This is a genomic window from Streptomyces sp. NPDC051211, assembly GCF_040689505.1.
GTDB lineage: Bacteria > Actinomycetota > Actinomycetes > Streptomycetales > Streptomycetaceae > Streptomyces.
Map to the genome: position 1 here is coordinate 19,572 of NZ_JBFBAV010000049.1, position 14,586 is coordinate 34,157.

Consider the following 14,586-nt stretch of genomic DNA (forward strand, 5'->3'; position numbering starts at 1 on the left):
ATCTACGCTCGCCCCCATGGGCCACAGGAGAGGGGACCCGCGATGACCGCTGCCATGGTCGAGCCCGGCCGGAGTGCCGGTGGCCGTGCGTGGGAGTACCTGCTGCAGAGCTGGCGTGAGTTGGATGTGCCAGAGGGCTGGCGCGCCGAGATCGACGGAGGACAGATCCACTTGGTACCGCCGCCCCACCGCCACCACAACGGGATTGCCGAGCGTGTGCAGCATGCCTTGTACCCGGTGCTGTCCCCGGAATGGGGGATCTACCAGACCCTCGGCATCCACATCGCCCCGCTGGGCAAGCTGTACGTGCCGGACCTGGTGGTTGCACCGCGGGAACCGGTCGAAGGCATCGACGCGGACGTCAACGACCCCGTCGACGCGGCCGAGGCGCTGCTCGTCGTGGAGATCACCTCGAAGGGCAACGCCGAGGACGACCGGAAGAAGAAGCTCTGGGCGTACGCCCACGCCCCGGTGCCGGCCTACCTGCTCATCGACCGCTTCGACGAGCACGGCCCCACTGCCACGCTGTTCACCGAACCGCAGAACGGCGCGTACAAGCACGCAGACCGTGTGGCGTTCGGCGATGCTCTGGAGCTCCCCAAGCCCTTCGGGCTGAAGCTGGACACCAGGGCCTTCCCCCACTGAGCCCTGCCGCCCCGGCCGATAGGCTGCGCCGGGGGGGATCATGGACAAGGAACTGCCGCCGGCCGAGCGGCTCATCGGGGCTGCCTGGCTCGGCCTGGCCGCGGCGCTCGCCGCCGTCACCGCGCTGTACTTCGTGCTCTTCTGGAAGCTCGCGTTCGTCGACATGCCCTACAACGAGTGCGGCTCCGACGACTGCCCGCGCGGCATGGGCTGGCTGATCATCTTCACCCCGCTCCTCTGGGTGGCCGCCTGGTTCGTGTGGTCCCGGGTCAAGGACGAGAAGGGCATCCGCACCTCCCGCCCGGCCCGCGCGCTCGCCCTCGTCGCCGCCCTGGCCGTGCTCTGGCCCGGCTGGCTGGCCTTCGAGTGGATGCGGGGCCCGCAGATGGACCTCTCGGGCTGGCAGGAGCCCGTCCGCCCGACGTCGGCGAAGCCGCTCGGCGTCTGGCCGTCGGAGCGCTCCGGTCTGCTCGTACGGGCCCGGACGGACGGCCTGATCGCCTACAACGGGGAGGGCCGCAAGGGCTGGCGGCTGCCCGCCCCGGACGGGACCCTCGTCTGCGCGCTGAGCCGCACCGCCCCCTCGGACATCGGTGCCCTCGCGTACGGAGGACCGGGCTCGGCCTGCGGAACGAAGCTCGTGGCGGTCGACCTCGCCGAGGGCCGGACCCTGTGGACCAAGTCCGCCCCGACCGCCGAACGGGTCCCGCCCGCCGTCGTGGCCGGCACGGCCGTCATCGTCCAGGAGGACGCGCTGGTCGGGCTCGACGTGCGCGAGGGCACGGAGCGCTGGCGGGTGAAGAGAGCACCGAGGTGCTCGATCGAAGCCCTGGACGGCGCGCGGGAGCGGGTCCTGTACGTGGAGCAGTGCGAGCGCGCCATGCGGCTCACGGCCGTCGACGCGCGCACCGGCGCGCAGGCTTGGCAGAGCCCGCTGCCCCCGACGGCCGGGCTGGAGGTGGTCCGGGTGCTCTCCGCTGACCCGATCGCGATCCGGAACACGGAATCGGTGCTGCTGTTCGACGAGACCGGGCGGCAGCGCGGTTCCGTGCCGGTGTCCGGCCCGGAGGAGGACCTGCTGCCGGCCCCAGCACCGTGGGTGCGGGGCGATCTGCTGATCACCCCGGTCCAGCGGGGGAAGAAGAAGCAGTCGGTGTCCGCATACTCCCTCACGGACGGCCGCCGCCTCTGGAACCGCTCACTGGACGGCGGGAACGTCCTCGGCCTGGGGCCGGGGCGGGGGAACGAGGTCACGGTCGTGACCTCGAAGTACCCCTGGACGCACCTGTGGCGCCTGGACGCGGGCACGGGCAGGCCCCGGCAGGAGTCCGCCATCCTGCGCGAAGTGCCGCTCGGGCAGCGGTTCGAGGTGTTCCCGGGGCCGCCCGGCAGCTACGTCTTCGTGAACATGGACGAGGACGGCGGCGAACTGCCACCGACGTTCGACGTGGACCCGGTCAGAGGGTGGTGACGAAGGCGGACCAGGCTGCCGCCTGGAAGGTCAGGTGGGGGCCGTCGGGGCGCTTGGAGTCCCGGACGGGGACGAGGTGGGGTTGGCCGTCGGCGACTTCGACGCAGTCGCCGCCGCTGTGGGTGGACTTGCGCCAGGTGGCCATCTCCAGGCAGTTTCCGCCGTCGCCGGCGCTGTAGCTGGACTTGTGCCAGGTGGCCGCCGACAGGTCGTACTCAGGCGTGCTCGTCATGCTCGTAATCCTCCGCCACCGACTCGATCAAGGCCAGCGACTTGCGCGGTGAGAGCGCGTTGGCCGTGAGGAGATCGTAGGTCAGCGTGTGGTGGGTGACGGTGGCCGGATCGTCCAACAGCAGTCCCGTTCCCAGGCCTTCGACGTAGGCAAGTGGGGGTGCGTCGTCGAAGGACATCAGCCTGAGGGGGCCACCCAAGGCTGAGTGAGCGCCCGCGTGGAACGGGATCACCTGGGCGATGATTCGGTGTGTTTGCATCAGGGCAGCGAGGTGGCGCAGAGCCTCCGCCATCACCACGGCGCTGCCGACCACCCGTCGTAGGACTGCCTCGTCAAGAACGGTCCACAACAGCGGCGTTGTTGGATCTGCGAGAAGAGCTGCGCGAGCGAGCCGGTTGGTGACCAGTTCGTCGATGGTCTCCTCCGTCGCCGTCGGCTGGTACGCCCTGAACACCTCCCGCGCATACGCCTCCGTCTGGAGCAGCCCCGGGATGATCAGCGGCGCATACTCGCGGATGGCCTTTGCCAAGGCTTCCGCCTCGGCCGCCGCCGCGAAGTGGTCCGGGTACTTGGATTTGGCGGCCGCCCCGCAGTTGCGGGCGAAGAAGCCGCCCGTGTCGAGGATGTCGTCTATCTGGCGGGCGAGTTCGAGGTGCATCCGGCGGGTGCCCGCTTCGAGCTGGCCGATGAACGAGCCGCTGACGAAGAGCGGTTCGCCGAGTTCGGCCTGGCTCTTGCCGGCGCGTTCGCGGGCGACCCGCAGTTCGGAGCCGAGCAGGGCGCGTGGTGAGGAGGAGGGGTCGAGGTTCTTTCCTGGCATGGCAACTCCCTGACCAACAGGTGCGGTTGTTGCGGTGTCCGCTCTTGAAGGCTAGCGAGCCCGTCGCCACTCTGTGTGCAGAAGCCGGATACGCAGAGTGGAAAGGTGGCATGTAGTGGTGCTCACGCCGAAGGAGCGGGTCCAGGCGGCCGAGGAAGCCGTGGCGCAGCTGAAGACCGCGCTGGACGGGGTGGGGGTGTTGTTTCCGTCGCTCGGGGTCGACCAGGTTTCGGCCGCCGGTACGTACGGCCTGCCCCTGGTCGACCTCGGCCGCTGCAACCTGGACACCGCGCTCAGGCTGGCCGCCGTACTGCACGAGCGGGTGGGACAGCAGCCCCGTCAGGGGGCCAGCAGGTAGGCGTTCGTGAGGGTTTCGGTGGTGGTGTTGCCGGCCTTGTCCTTCAGGTCGATCCGGAAGGACGCGGCCTTCGCCGTTGCCGGGTGGGCGGGGCTGACCGAGCGGGCGCCCTGGGCGTCCGTGGTGACCGGCAGCGTGGTCCAGGTGGTGCCGTTGTCGTACGAGACCTTGACCGTCAGGGAGGCGAGCGCGCCGGGCTTGGCCGCGGCGCCGGCGAGGACCAGGGGCACCTTCAGGGTGGTGCCCGCCTTGGCGGTGTTCGACGGGGACAGGACCGGGGAGAGGCGGACGGTGGACAGCGGGAGTTCCGTCGACCGGTCCTCGGGGGTGCGTGCCGAGGTGAAGGTCCAGGCCACGGCCACCTTCGTGCTGGTGGCGGTGTCCTTGGCGGAGCGGTTGGCGGTCATGCTCAGCCGGTACGTCGCCGAGGCCGCCGGCACGTCGGCGTTGAGCCAGCCCGCCGAACCCTCGCCGATCTTGACGCCGTTGCGGTCCAGGCGGCTGGAGCCGCTGGTGATCGCGGAGTCGCCGGGGTGCCCCCAGCCGTCGCTGAACAGCCTCACCGAGGCGGAGATGGTGTCTCCGGAGCGGCTTGCTCCCTGCTCGGGGTCGGCCAGGTCGGGGCCGACCACGCCGGTGTTGAACCGCAGGGTGCGTGCCTTGCCTGCGGTGTACGCCTGCGGGGTGGTGCCGTAGCTGATGCGGGGTTCGCCCGCGGCGTTCAGCTGCTGCACGTTCCAGATCCAGCGCAGGCCGGCCTCCGCGTTGACGTACTGCGTGGTGGTCCGGGGCAGGCTGAGCGGGGTCGGCTCCGGTGCGCCGACGGAGTTGCCGCTCGGGTCGATGGGGGTGGCGGTGAGCGTGCCCTTGGCGCCGGTGACCGAGGCCGCCACGGAGACCTTGACCTCGGCGGTCTCGGCCTTGGTGATGCGGTGGGCCAGGCCGGTGAACCAGCTGCCCTTGCGGTTGAAGGCGAGGCGGTACTCGGCGCCCTTGGGGGCCTGCCACACGCCGCTGAACTGGGCCTTCAGGTCCGGGGCCGGGGGGCCGAGGTGGGCGGTGCGCAGGACCGTCTGCGCGGTTCCGTACCAGGCGCCGGTGAGTGCGGAGTTCAGGACCCCGTACCCGATGGTGTAGCCGGTGAGACGGGCGGCCGGGTCGGGTGTGGTGACGGCGACCGGCTTGGCCGCGCGGGCGTCGAGGGCGACGGTGGTGTTCTTGGTGAGGTTCAGGACGGGCTGGACGAAGGCGGCGATGTCGCCGGCATTGCCGTGGACCGAACTCTCCACCGCGTACGTGCCCTTGGGCAGGCGCAGGGTGTGGGTGCCGTCGGCGCTCAGCACGGATTCGTGGCGCTCGTGGGTGGCCGGGTCGAACACGGCCGTCGTGTAGTACGGGGCGGCCTCGCCCTTGGTGTCCAGGTGCTTGAGGGTGAGGTCGTACGACTCGACCTCGCGGACCACGACGAGTCCGGTGCGTACGGCCTGGCCGTCGCCGGAGGCGAGGACCGTGCCGCCGAAGGTGCCGTCGGCCGTTCCGGCCTTGGTGTTCGCGGTGACGCTGGTCTTCGCGGTGCCGCCGGCCGGGACGGTCAGCTTGGTGTCCTTCAGCGTGAACATGCCGGCAGGGGCGGGGCGGCCCGCGCCGGTGGCCGTGGCGATGGACAGGCTGAGGGCGACCGGCTTGGTGCCGAGGTTCCGGTAGGTGAGGGTCTTGGTCACCGGCTTGTCGTCGCCGTGCGGCCACGCCTGGGTGCCGAAGCCGAGGGAGCCCGGCTCCGAGATCACGTTCGCCGTGATGGCGCGGGCGGCGTCGACGCGGCCGGAACCCTGCTCGTAGGCGTGGAGCGCCGGGCTGGGCTTGGCGGAGGCGGTCAGTGCCTGCTTGACCTGCTGTCCGGTCCAGGCCGGGTGCTGCTGCATGAGCATCGCCGCGACGCCCGCCGCGTGCGGGGCGGCCATCGAGGTGCCGGAGTAGGACATGTAGCCGTTGCCCGGCCCGTCCGACAGGCTGGTGCTGCGGGCTGCTGTGATGTCCGTGCCGGGGGCGGTGAGGTCGGGCTTGACGTTGCCTGCGACGGACGGGCCGCGGCTGGAGTCCTCCGAGAGCACGTCCTGCTTGTCGACGTTGCCGACGGTCAGGGCCTGGGGGGCGCCGGCCGGGGAGGTGAGGGTCCTGGCCTTCGGGCCGTGGTTGCCCGCGCTCACCACGAAGAGCGCCTTGCCGGACAGCCGGGCCACGGCCTCGTCCATCGGCCGGTAGTCGGGCTCCGGGGCTCCGAGGCTCATGTTGACGATGTCGGCGCCCTGGTCGACGGCCCACTGCATGCCCTCGAGGATCCACGACTCCTCGCCCGGTCCGTCGTCGCCGAGCACCTTGGCGTCGATGATCCGGGCATCGGGGGCCACGCCCTTGTACCGGCCCGCGGACTTGGCGCCGGAGCCGGCGGCTATGGAGGCGACGTGCGTGCCGTGGCCGTAGCGGTCCTTGGCGTCGGGGTAGGAGGTGAAGTTCTTCTCCGCGATCTCGACGCCCTTGAGGTCCGGGTGCGCCTGGTCGACGCCGGTGTCGAGGACCGCGATCTTGACGCCCTTGCCGGTGTGGCCGGCCTTCACGGCGGTCGGCGCGCCGATCTGGGCGGTGCTCTTGTCGAGCGTCGGGTACACCTTGCCGTCGAGCCAGATGTGCGCGACGGCCGGGGCGGCGGCCGCGAACGGGCGGGCGCCGGGGGTGGCCGGGGCGGCGGTGCCGGTGGTGGTGACCGCCGACCACAGGTCCGCCGTACCGGACTTGGCGGCGTGGAAGGCTTCGCCGCCGATGGCGGGGAGGGCGCGGCGCTCCCGGGCGATGCCGCCCAGGCCGTCGATGATGTCGTCGCCCGCGGCCGAGCCGGAGCCGGAGCCGGACGGGTCGGGTGAACCGCTGCCCGGCTGCTGCCGGTAGCCGATGATCAGGGGCAGCGAGCTGCGGTGCGCGTCGTCGTACTTGTCCTTGACCAGCTGGGTGACGTCGAAGAGGCGCCGGTCCAGGGTGCCGTCGGCGATCATCCGCAGGGCGTCCTGCGGCACCACGTGCGTGTGGCCGGCCCGTCGTTGTACCGAGATGGGTACGGACTCCCGGCCCTTGGCGCGGATCAGCCGTACGACGGTTCCGTCGGGGCCGGTGACGACGCGGTCGCCGGTGATGAGGGTGACGGTCGCGGACGGTCCGCCCGCGCTGAGGGCGCCGGCCGTGGCCGGCGCCGTGCGTATTCCTGCGGCCGGACCGCCGGCCGCGCCTGCGGTCTGCGGTCCGGTGGCGGCCATGAGCGCCGCTATACCCGTGGTGACTAAGGCCCTTGATGTGGCTCGCAACTGAACTTGTTCCTGTCTGTGGGCAGATGGCCAACGGGACAGTGTGTCAGCGAGCCGGCGGAAATGATCAGGGTGTGAAGGCCGGCGTGTCGGCCGGCTGCGGACGGGCCGGTTCCGGGCCGGTGGCCACGACCGTATCCGGGTCCGCGTTCAGCTCCGCGAGCATCGGCCCGGTGAAGCCGAAGAAGTAGGTGGCGGCGAAGCCCACCAGGTAGCCGACCAGCAGCCCGCCCGCGTAGATGGCGACGGTCGCGCCCATGCCCGAGCGGCCGTCCAGGAGGGGGAAGAGGGCCCAGCCGGAGGGGCCGATGGCGGTGGAGCCGAAGGCGGTGCCGAGCTGGTTGAAGAGGCCGACGAACGCGCCGCCGGCCGCGCCGCCGACGCAGGCGGTGACGAACGGGCGGCCCAGGGGGAGGGAGACGCCGTAGATGAGGGGTTCGCCGATGCCCAGGAAGCCCGCCGGGAGGGCCGACTTGATGGTGGCGCGGATCGATCCGTTGCGGGGGAGGCGGTAGTAGACGGCGATGGCCGCGCCCACCTGGCCGGCGCCCGCCATCGCGAGGATGGGCAGCAGGACGGTGTAGCCGGACTGCTCGATCAGGGTGGTGTGGATGGGGATGAGCGCCTGGTGCAGGCCGAGCATCACCAGGGGCAGGAACAGCCCGCCGAGGACCAGGCCGGCGAAGGCGCCGCCGGTGGCGAGGAGCCGGTCGGCGAAGGTGCCGATGGCCTGCGAGACCTCGCCCGCCAGGAACATCAGGCCGAAGAGGGTGACCAGGCCGGAGAGGAGCACGGTGAGGGTGGGGGTCACCAGGACGTCGACGGCCTCGGGCACCCAGCGGTGGCACCACTTCTCGACCTGGACGGCGAGGAAGGCCGCGCCGAGGGCGCCGAGGACGCCGCCCTGGCCGGGGGCGAGGGTCATGCCGAAGGCGGTGATCTTCGCGACGCCGGGGAAGACGATGATCGCGGCGACCGCGCCGCCGAGGATCGGGGTGCCGCCGAACTCCTTCGCCGTGTTGTAGCCGACGAACACGGCGATCAGGGACATGAAGCCGGAGGCCATCGCGGCGAGCGCGGGGACGACGGTGGGCAGCCAGCCCATGTTGGTCATGAACCCGTTGAGGCCGGCGATGATGCCGCAGCCGATCAGGGCGGGGATCAGCGGGACGAAGATGTTCGCGATCCGGCGGAGGAACAGCTTGAAGGGGGTGGCGTTCCGCTCCTTACGGGCCGCCTTCAACGCGGCGCCCTGGGCGGCCAGTTCGTCCGCGGTCACCGGGTGGGACGGGGGCGGGGCTGTCGCTCCTGCCGGTGACGCCGGGGGCGCGGGGTTCGGCGGGGCGGGGGCGGTCGCGCGTGCCTCGGCGACGAGGGCCTCGAACTCGGGGGTGACCCGGGCGACGGCGCCCGGCCCCAGGACGATCTGGTACGTGTCGTCGTCGACCACGCCCAGGACCGCGGGCAGCGCCTTCAGGGCCTCGTCCTGGACCAAGGTGCGGTCGTGCAGGCCGATGCGCAGGCGGGTCATGCAGTGCGCGATCGAGGAGATGTTGTCCGGGCCGCCGACGAGAGGGAGGATCGCGGCGGCGGTGGCGCGGTTCTTGTCTGTAGCCATGGTGTGGGTGCCTTGGGGTCGGCGGGTGGGGTGCTGATGCGGTCGACGGGTGGGTCGACGGGTGGGTCGGCGGGTGCGGTCAGCGGGTGCGGGCGAGGGCGGCGCGGAGGTGGCCCTGGGAGGAGGAGAGCAGTCCGGCGGCGGTGGGGGCGTCCACCTCGCCGAGGATGACGAGGATGGCGTCCTTGACTTCGCCGCCGGTGGCGGTCAGTGCGGCCTCGATCTCCTCGTCCGGTGCGCCCGTCGCGAGCGCGACGATGCGGCGGGAGCGGGCGCGCAGCTTCTCGTTGGAGGCGCGGACGTCGACCATCAGGTTCCCGTAGGTCTTGCCGAGCCGGATCATCGTGATCGTCGAGAGCATGTTGAGGACGAGCTTCTGGGCGGTGCCGGCCTTCAACCTGGTGGATCCGGTGAGGAGTTCGGGGCCGACGACCACCTCGATGCCGTGCTCGGCGGCCGCGGCCAGCGCCGAACCGGCATTGCAGGACAGGCCGACGGTCAGCGCCCCGCGGGCGCGGGCGGACTCGACGGCGCCGATCGCGTACGGGGTGCGGCCGGAGGCGGAGACGCCGACCACGGTGTCGAGTTCGGTGATCCCCAGTGCGGCGAGGTCGGCCTCTGCCAGCTCCTTGGAGTCCTCGGCGCCCTCGACGGCGGTGACCATGGCGGAGGGGCCGCCCGCGATCAGACCGACCACCTCGGCGGGGTCGGTGTTGAAGGTGGGCGGGCACTCGCTCGCGTCGAGCACGCCGAGCCGGCCGGCCGTACCGGCGCCCGCGTAGACGAGCCGGCCGCCGCGGGCCATCCGGGCGGCGATGGCGTCGATGGCGGCGGCGATCTGCGGCAGCTGCGCGGCCACGGCGGCCGGGACGGCGGCGTCCTCGGCGTTCATGGTGCGGGCGATGTCGAGGGTGGGGAGCCGGTCGATCTCGGCGAGTTCGGGGCGGAAGGCCTCGGTGGTGAGGGCGTCGAGCTGGGCGCGGAGGTCCGCGTACGCGGTCATGGGGACTCCTGGCGGGGGGTGCGTTTGCCGGACGGCGCGGTGGCGCGGTGGCGGGGGGCGAGGGCCTCGTACGAGGCGGCGAGGGCGGGGGCGGCCGTCTCGTACGTCTGCTGCGCGATGCCGACGAACAGGCAGTCCACGACGAGGAGCTGGCTGGTTCGGCTGGACATGGCGGCGGGCCGCAGCTCGGTCTCGCGGGGTGCGGAGGTGGCGAGGACCAGGTCGGCGTAGTGGGTGACCGGGCTGCCGGGGCGGCCGGTGAGCGCGACGGTGGTGGCGCCGTGCTCGAAGGCGGTGCGGAGCGGGTCGACGACGTCCCCGGTGGAGCCGGAGTGGGTGATCGCGACGGCCGCGTCGCCGGGGCGGAGCAGCACGGCGTTGGTGACGGCGAGGTGGGGGTCGCCGTGCGCGTGCGCGATCAGGCCGATCCGGAGGAGTTTCTGGGCGAGGTCCTGGGCGACGAGGTGGGAGGCGCCCACCCCGTAGATGTCGATCCGGCGGGCGGTGGCCAGGGCGGAGACGGCGGCGGCCAGTTGGGCGTGGTCGAGGCCGGCGGCGGTGTCGGCGAGGGTCTGGCGCTCCTCGGCGGCGAGCTTGGCGACCACCTCGGCGATGGGGTCGTCGACGGCTATGTCGGCGGTGACGGCGGGGGCGGCGCCGGACTCCTGCTGGGCGGCGAGTGCGGCGAGGGCCAGGCGGAGGTCCTTGTAGCCGGGGTAGCCGAGGAGGCGGGCGGTGCGGACGACGGTGGCCTCGCTGGTGCCGGTTCGCTCGGCGAGCGCGGTGACGGTGAGCTTGGCGCAGGCCGCCGGGTCGGAGGCGACGGCTTGGGCGACGGCGTGCACGGACCGGGTCATGGTGGGCGCGAGGCTGCGCACCTTGGCCCGCAGCGCGGCGGGCGCGGGGGCCGGTGCAGCTGGTGTCGTCGGTGCTGCCGCCGAATGGCTGAAAGTTTCCTTCTGAGATGCGCTCACGCTTCGAAAGGTATTTTCAGCGGATGGGGGCGTCAAGGAGCCATGAGGCTCTGTTCGAAAGGGACCTTCTGCACATGGGGGACCCGGGGCCACAATGGGCCCATGGACCACGCGACCCCTCTGGAACAGGCGCTGCACGCCGCCCGCGCTCTTGTACTCGCCGATCTCGTCGCGGGCGAGGTCGCCGAGGCCGATGTCGTCTCCCTCGTCGAGGACTCGGTCACGCACCGCCGCTGGTGGGTGGAGCAGTGGCCCGAGGGGGTCGACTACCTTGCCGGACTCGTCGCCCAGGACGTGCAGGACGCCCTGCTGGAGAAGTACGGACGCTGGCCGCTGTGCCCGGTGTGCTCGCACGGCGACCCGCACGCGCTCGACGTGGAACCCGAGTTGGGGCCGGACCCGCACTGGGTGTGCGGGAAGGCGGGCGTGAAGGTGGCGTCCGTCGGCGGTCTCGGCCCCGTCCTGGGCATCCGGTGATCCGCCCTTGACCGTCTACATCGACCCGCCCACCTGGCCCGGCCACGGCCGCATGTGGTCGCACCTGGTGAGCGATGTGTCGTACGAGGAACTGCACGTCTTCGCGGCGGGTATCGGCTGTCCGCCGCGGGCGTTCGAACGGGACCACTACGACGTGCCCTCGGAGCGGTACGCGGATGCGGTGGCGGCGGGCGCGATCGAGGTCGGCAGCAAGGAGCTGGTCCGGCGCCTGACCGGGGCCGGCCTGCGCCGCCCCAAGGGCCGCCCGGCCTGACCCGCCTCCCACCGCGCCCTCCGGCCCCGCCGTCCCCTTGCGCTGGATTGCCGCGCAGCGGCATTTCCAGCCCCGCCGGTGCTTGAGCCACCCCAGCCTCGCCGGCGTTTGAGGCGCGGGGGTCCGGGGGCCGGCCCCCGGCAACGGCGCCGCACCCGAACCCGGACCCGCTGCGAAGCCGGGGTGGGGTGGAGGCCGCTGCGCGGAGCTGTTCCCCTCCCCGCCCCTTCCCGAACTGGGGCTCCGCCCCAGACCCCGCTCCTCAAACGCCGGAGGGGCTGGGGGTACCGCCCGGCGGGGCGGGGAGGGCTGCGCACAGCCGGCCCGAGTGCCGCCGGGCCGGGCCGGGTGTTGGCAAGGGGCCGGCGGGCGGAACGGCGGGTTAGGAAAGGGCCGTGCGCCACTCCGCGACGGCGGCCGCGCTCACCGGTCGGCCCCAGCCCTCTGGCCTGGCCGCGCCGCCGATGTGGAACGCGTCGATGCCGCCCGCGCGCAGCGCCGGGAGGTGGCCGAGCGACAGCCCGCCGCCGACCAGGATCTGCGCCCCGTACCCCGGCTCGCCGCGCCGTGCGGCCTCCGCCAGCAGCACCGGCAGGCCGGCGTCCACACCCTCGGCCGAACCGGCCGTCAGGTAGGTGTCCAGGCCGGGCAGGTCCGCCAGGGTCTTCCGCAGCTGGTCGCGGTCGGCGGCCCGGTCGATGGCCCGGTGGAAGGTCCAGCGGCAGCCCGCCAGCTCGGCGACGACCGCCTCGACCGCGGCAAGGTCGACGGTGCCGTCCGGCGTCAGGAAGCCGAGGACGAATTCCTCCGCGCCCTCCGCGCGCAACGCCCGCGCCTCCGCGAGCAAGACGGACGGGTCACCGGCGGCGAAGCCGTCCGTCTTCCGGAGCATGACGCGCAGCGGGATGTCCACGGCCGCACGGATCGCCGCGAAGGTCTCCCGCGGCGGCGTGAGCCCGTCCGCAGCCATGTCGGTGACCAGTTCCAGGCGGTCCGCCCCACCGGCCTGGGCGGCGACCGCGTCCTCGACGTTGAGGGCGATCACCTCCAGGACTGCACGGTTGCTCATCTGACCTCATCCTTCGGAAAGCTGTCGGTATGGTCGGTATTCGAAAATAGGTCTAGTCCAATATCCAGGGTACGGGTCCCCGGCCGCGGTTCACCAGCACAATCACGCCACCCGCACATCCGCCCCGCATGCGACCCACACCGCCACAGCACAATGACCGCATGCACACCGACATCGCGCAGCTCGAGCAGAGACTGGCGGCCGCCTGGAACGAGACCGCCGCCGAAGCGGGCGCGGCGCGCGACCCCGCCCCCTACGGCGCCCGCCTGCTCGCCGCCTGGGCGGAACCGCAGCGCAGGTACCACACCACCGCACACCTCGACGCCGTCCTCCGGCACGTCGACACCCTCGCGGGCCACGCCGCCGACCCGGCCGCCGTCCGGCTCGCCGCCTGGTTCCACGACGCCGTCTACCGGCCCGACCGGTCCGAGAACGAGGAGCGCAGTGCGGCCCTCGCCGAGCGCGCCCTGGCCGAGCTCGGCATCGACGCCGCCCGCACCGCCGAGGTGGCCCGGCTGGTCCGGCTCACCGTCACCCACGACCCCGCACCCGGCGACACCAACGGCGAGGTGCTGTGCGACGCCGACCTCGCCGTCCTGGCCGGCGCGGTCGACGCGTACGCGGCGTACGTCGCGGCCGTCCGCGAGGAGTACCGCTTCGTACCGGAGGATGCCTTCCGGTCCGGCCGGGCCGCCGTGCTCCGGCAGCTGCTCGACCTGCCCCGGCTCTTCCGTACGCCCTACGGAACCGCCCACTGGGAAGGCACTGCCCGCCGCAATCTGGCCGCCGAGCTGGCCACCCTCACCGAGCCGCCCGGGGCCACCGTCTGAGACGGCCGCAAGGCGGGCGGGAAGACGGCGGGGAATGAGATCGCGTTCGGCGGGGTTGATCCCATTCATGCCCGCTGCCGCCGAACGACCCCGTATGCCCGTGGCCGTCTACATCCTCGGCCTGTCCGTCTTCGCACTCGGCACCAGCGAGTTCATGCTCTCCGGGCTGCTCCCGCCGATCGCCGAGGACATGGACGTCACCATCCCGCAGGCCGGCCTGCTGATATCCGCCTTCGCGATCGGCATGGTGGTCGGCGCCCCGCTGCTGGCCGTGGCCACCCTCCGGCTGCCCCGCCGCACCACCCTGATCTCCCTGATCACCCTCTTCGGGCTCGGCCAGGTCGCGGGCGCGCTCGCCCCCTCGTACGAGCTGCTCTTCGCCTCCCGGGTGGTCTCCGCCCTCGCCTGCGCCGGCTTCTGGGCGGTCGGCGCGGCCGTCGCCATCGCGATGGTCCCCGCCGATGCCCGGGCCCGCGCCATGGCCGTGATGATCGGCGGCCTGTCGATCGCCAACGTCCTCGGGGTGCCGCTCGGCGCCTTCCTCGGCGAGCACCTCGGCTGGCGGTCGGCGTTCTGGGCGGTCGGAGCCGCCTCCGCCGTCGCCCTGGCCGGAATCCTCGCCCGGGTACCGCGCATTCCGCTGCCCGCCGAGCGGCCGACCCTCGCCCGTGAGCTGCGCATCTACCGCGACCGCCAGGTCTGGCTGTCCATCGGCGTCACCGCGCTCGCGGCCGGCGGCGTCTTCTGCGCGTTCAGCTACCTCGCCCCGCTGCTCACGGACGTTGCGGGCCTGGAGTCCGGCTGGGTGCCGTGGATCCTCGGGCTCTTCGGGGTCGGCGCGCTGATCGGCACCACCATCGGCGGGCGTGTCGCCGACGCCCACCTCTTCGGCGTGATGATCTGGGGCATCGTCGGCTCGACCGTCTTCCTGGTCGCCCTCGCCCTGCTGGCCTCCGCCGCGGTGGCGGCGGTCGGCCTGTCCTTCCTCATCGGTGTCTCGGCCTTCTTCACCGCCCCGGCGCTCAACGCCCGCATGTTCAACGTGGCGGGCGCCGCCCCGACCCTGGCCGGGGCGACCACCACGGCCGCGTTCAACCTGGGCAACACCGGCGGGCCCTGGCTGGGCGGCACCGTCATCGACGCCGGCCACGGCTTCGCCGCCACCGCCTGGGCGGGGGCGGCGATGACGGTCACCGCGATCGGCCTGGCCGTCATCGCGCTGCGGCTGGACCGGCGTACGCGGACGGCGGCCCGGGTGGTCGCCTCCTCGGGCACCCCGGGCGCGCGGACCGAGTCCGAGGGCGCCCGCGCCTGAGCGTCGAGGCCGCCGGGACGGAGCGGGGCGCGGCCGAGGGGGCGCGGGCCCAGGGGGCGCCTGCCCCGGCGGGGGTGCGGGCGTTTCGGCGGCTGCACGCCGGTGGTCCCGGTGTGCCCACCCGTCCCGCCCTGCGGGACGAATGCC

At 72.9% G+C, this 14,586-nt stretch carries 14 protein-coding genes; 7 read left to right on the forward strand and 7 right to left on the reverse strand.

The annotated features are described in order from the left end of the window. The first annotated feature begins 42 nt into the window (after positions 1–42). Both AB0447_RS31370 and AB0447_RS31375 read left to right on the forward strand, forming a co-directional pair. A complete protein-coding gene (locus AB0447_RS31370; RefSeq protein ID WP_366480248.1) occupies positions 43–645 on the forward strand; it encodes a Uma2 family endonuclease in 603 nt (200 codons plus the stop codon). Between the two features lie 40 nt (positions 646–685). After that, entirely contained in the window at positions 686–2,116 is a 1,431-nt protein-coding gene (locus AB0447_RS31375; RefSeq protein ID WP_366480249.1) for a PQQ-binding-like beta-propeller repeat protein, read from the forward strand. Here the strand turns inward: AB0447_RS31375 and AB0447_RS31380 are convergent. Continuing rightward, on the reverse strand, positions 2,103–2,348 hold the full coding sequence (locus AB0447_RS31380; protein WP_366480250.1) for a DUF397 domain-containing protein: 246 nt from the start codon (positions 2,346–2,348) through the stop codon (positions 2,103–2,105). The two genes, AB0447_RS31375 and AB0447_RS31380, sit on opposite strands and share 14 nt — an antisense overlap. After that, the gene (locus AB0447_RS31385) at positions 2,332–3,168 is read right to left on the reverse strand and encodes a helix-turn-helix transcriptional regulator (protein ID WP_366480251.1); all 837 of its coding nucleotides are present in this window, start codon (positions 3,166–3,168) and stop codon (positions 2,332–2,334) included. The genes AB0447_RS31380 and AB0447_RS31385 overlap by 17 nt, the downstream gene beginning before the upstream one ends. Positions 3,169–3,283: 115 nt before the next feature. Between AB0447_RS31385 and AB0447_RS31390 the strand changes: the two genes are divergently transcribed. After that, complete coding sequence (locus AB0447_RS31390; protein ID WP_366480252.1) at positions 3,284–3,526, forward strand: hypothetical protein; 243 nt, start codon at positions 3,284–3,286, stop codon at positions 3,524–3,526. Here the strand turns inward: AB0447_RS31390 and AB0447_RS31395 are convergent. The 4 genes from AB0447_RS31395 to AB0447_RS31410 all read right to left on the reverse strand — a co-directional run bounded on the left by AB0447_RS31395 (position 3,508) and on the right by AB0447_RS31410 (position 10,390). Beyond that, positions 3,508–6,831 (reverse strand): S8 family serine peptidase, encoded by a 3,324-nt coding sequence (locus AB0447_RS31395; protein WP_366480253.1) that lies wholly within the window; start codon positions 6,829–6,831, stop codon positions 3,508–3,510. The two genes, AB0447_RS31390 and AB0447_RS31395, sit on opposite strands and share 19 nt — an antisense overlap. Before the next feature lie 115 nt (positions 6,832–6,946). Next, complete coding sequence (locus tag AB0447_RS31400) at positions 6,947–8,497, reverse strand: PTS transporter subunit EIIC (protein ID WP_366480254.1); 1,551 nt, start codon at positions 8,495–8,497, stop codon at positions 6,947–6,949. Positions 8,498–8,576: 79 nt separating this feature from the next. Further along, on the reverse strand, positions 8,577–9,500 hold the full coding sequence (gene murQ, locus AB0447_RS31405; protein WP_366480255.1) for an N-acetylmuramic acid 6-phosphate etherase: 924 nt from the start codon (positions 9,498–9,500) through the stop codon (positions 8,577–8,579). Further along, complete coding sequence (locus AB0447_RS31410) at positions 9,497–10,390, reverse strand: MurR/RpiR family transcriptional regulator (protein ID WP_366480275.1); 894 nt, start codon at positions 10,388–10,390, stop codon at positions 9,497–9,499. The genes murQ and AB0447_RS31410 overlap by 4 nt, the downstream gene beginning before the upstream one ends. A gap of 186 nt (positions 10,391–10,576) precedes the next feature. Here AB0447_RS31410 and AB0447_RS31415 point away from each other — a divergent pair, with 186 nt between their 5' ends. Continuing rightward, a complete protein-coding gene (locus tag AB0447_RS31415; protein WP_366480256.1) occupies positions 10,577–10,951 on the forward strand; it encodes a hypothetical protein in 375 nt (124 codons plus the stop codon). Positions 10,952–10,958: 7 nt separating this feature from the next. Further along, complete coding sequence (locus AB0447_RS31420; RefSeq protein WP_366480257.1) at positions 10,959–11,225, forward strand: DUF4031 domain-containing protein; 267 nt, start codon at positions 10,959–10,961, stop codon at positions 11,223–11,225. Positions 11,226–11,607: 382 nt separating this feature from the next. Here the strand turns inward: AB0447_RS31420 and AB0447_RS31425 are convergent, their stop codons facing one another. Further along, the gene (locus AB0447_RS31425) at positions 11,608–12,294 is read right to left on the reverse strand and encodes a copper homeostasis protein CutC (protein ID WP_366480258.1); all 687 of its coding nucleotides are present in this window, start codon (positions 12,292–12,294) and stop codon (positions 11,608–11,610) included. 161 nt (positions 12,295–12,455) lie between these two features. Between AB0447_RS31425 and AB0447_RS31430 the strand changes: the two genes are divergently transcribed. Further along, positions 12,456–13,124: a hypothetical protein gene (locus tag AB0447_RS31430; RefSeq protein WP_366480259.1), complete on the forward strand. Its 669-nt coding sequence runs from the start codon at positions 12,456–12,458 to the stop codon at positions 13,122–13,124. A 94-nt stretch (positions 13,125–13,218) separates the two neighbouring features. Further along, positions 13,219–14,439 carry a Cmx/CmrA family chloramphenicol efflux MFS transporter gene (locus tag AB0447_RS31435; RefSeq protein WP_366480260.1) on the forward strand — a complete coding sequence of 407 codons (1,221 nt, stop codon included), beginning with the start codon at positions 13,219–13,221 and terminating at the stop codon, positions 14,437–14,439. Positions 14,440–14,586: the final 147 nt, after the last annotated feature.

Bases quoted from the DNA above. Each gene is read 5' to 3' on its own strand.
- AB0447_RS31395 (WP_366480253.1), bottom strand. From the start codon at position 6,831: ATGGCCGCCACCGGACCGCAGACCGCAGGCGCGGCCGGCGGTCCGGCC.
- AB0447_RS31400 (WP_366480254.1), bottom strand. From the start codon at position 8,497: ATGGCTACAGACAAGAACCGCGCCACCGCCGCCGCGATCCTCCCTCTC.
- AB0447_RS31375 (WP_366480249.1), top strand. From the start codon at position 686: ATGGACAAGGAACTGCCGCCGGCCGAGCGGCTCATCGGGGCTGCCTGG.
- AB0447_RS31380 (WP_366480250.1), bottom strand. From the start codon at position 2,348: ATGACGAGCACGCCTGAGTACGACCTGTCGGCGGCCACCTGGCACAAG.
- AB0447_RS31435 (WP_366480260.1), top strand. From the start codon at position 13,219: ATGCCCGTGGCCGTCTACATCCTCGGCCTGTCCGTCTTCGCACTCGGC.
- AB0447_RS31415 (WP_366480256.1), top strand. From the start codon at position 10,577: ATGGACCACGCGACCCCTCTGGAACAGGCGCTGCACGCCGCCCGCGCT.
- AB0447_RS31370 (WP_366480248.1), top strand. From the start codon at position 43: ATGACCGCTGCCATGGTCGAGCCCGGCCGGAGTGCCGGTGGCCGTGCG.
- murQ (WP_366480255.1), bottom strand. From the start codon at position 9,500: ATGACCGCGTACGCGGACCTCCGCGCCCAGCTCGACGCCCTCACCACC.
- AB0447_RS31425 (WP_366480258.1), bottom strand. From the start codon at position 12,294: ATGAGCAACCGTGCAGTCCTGGAGGTGATCGCCCTCAACGTCGAGGAC.
- AB0447_RS31385 (WP_366480251.1), bottom strand. From the start codon at position 3,168: ATGCCAGGAAAGAACCTCGACCCCTCCTCCTCACCACGCGCCCTGCTC.
- AB0447_RS31430 (WP_366480259.1), top strand. From the start codon at position 12,456: ATGCACACCGACATCGCGCAGCTCGAGCAGAGACTGGCGGCCGCCTGG.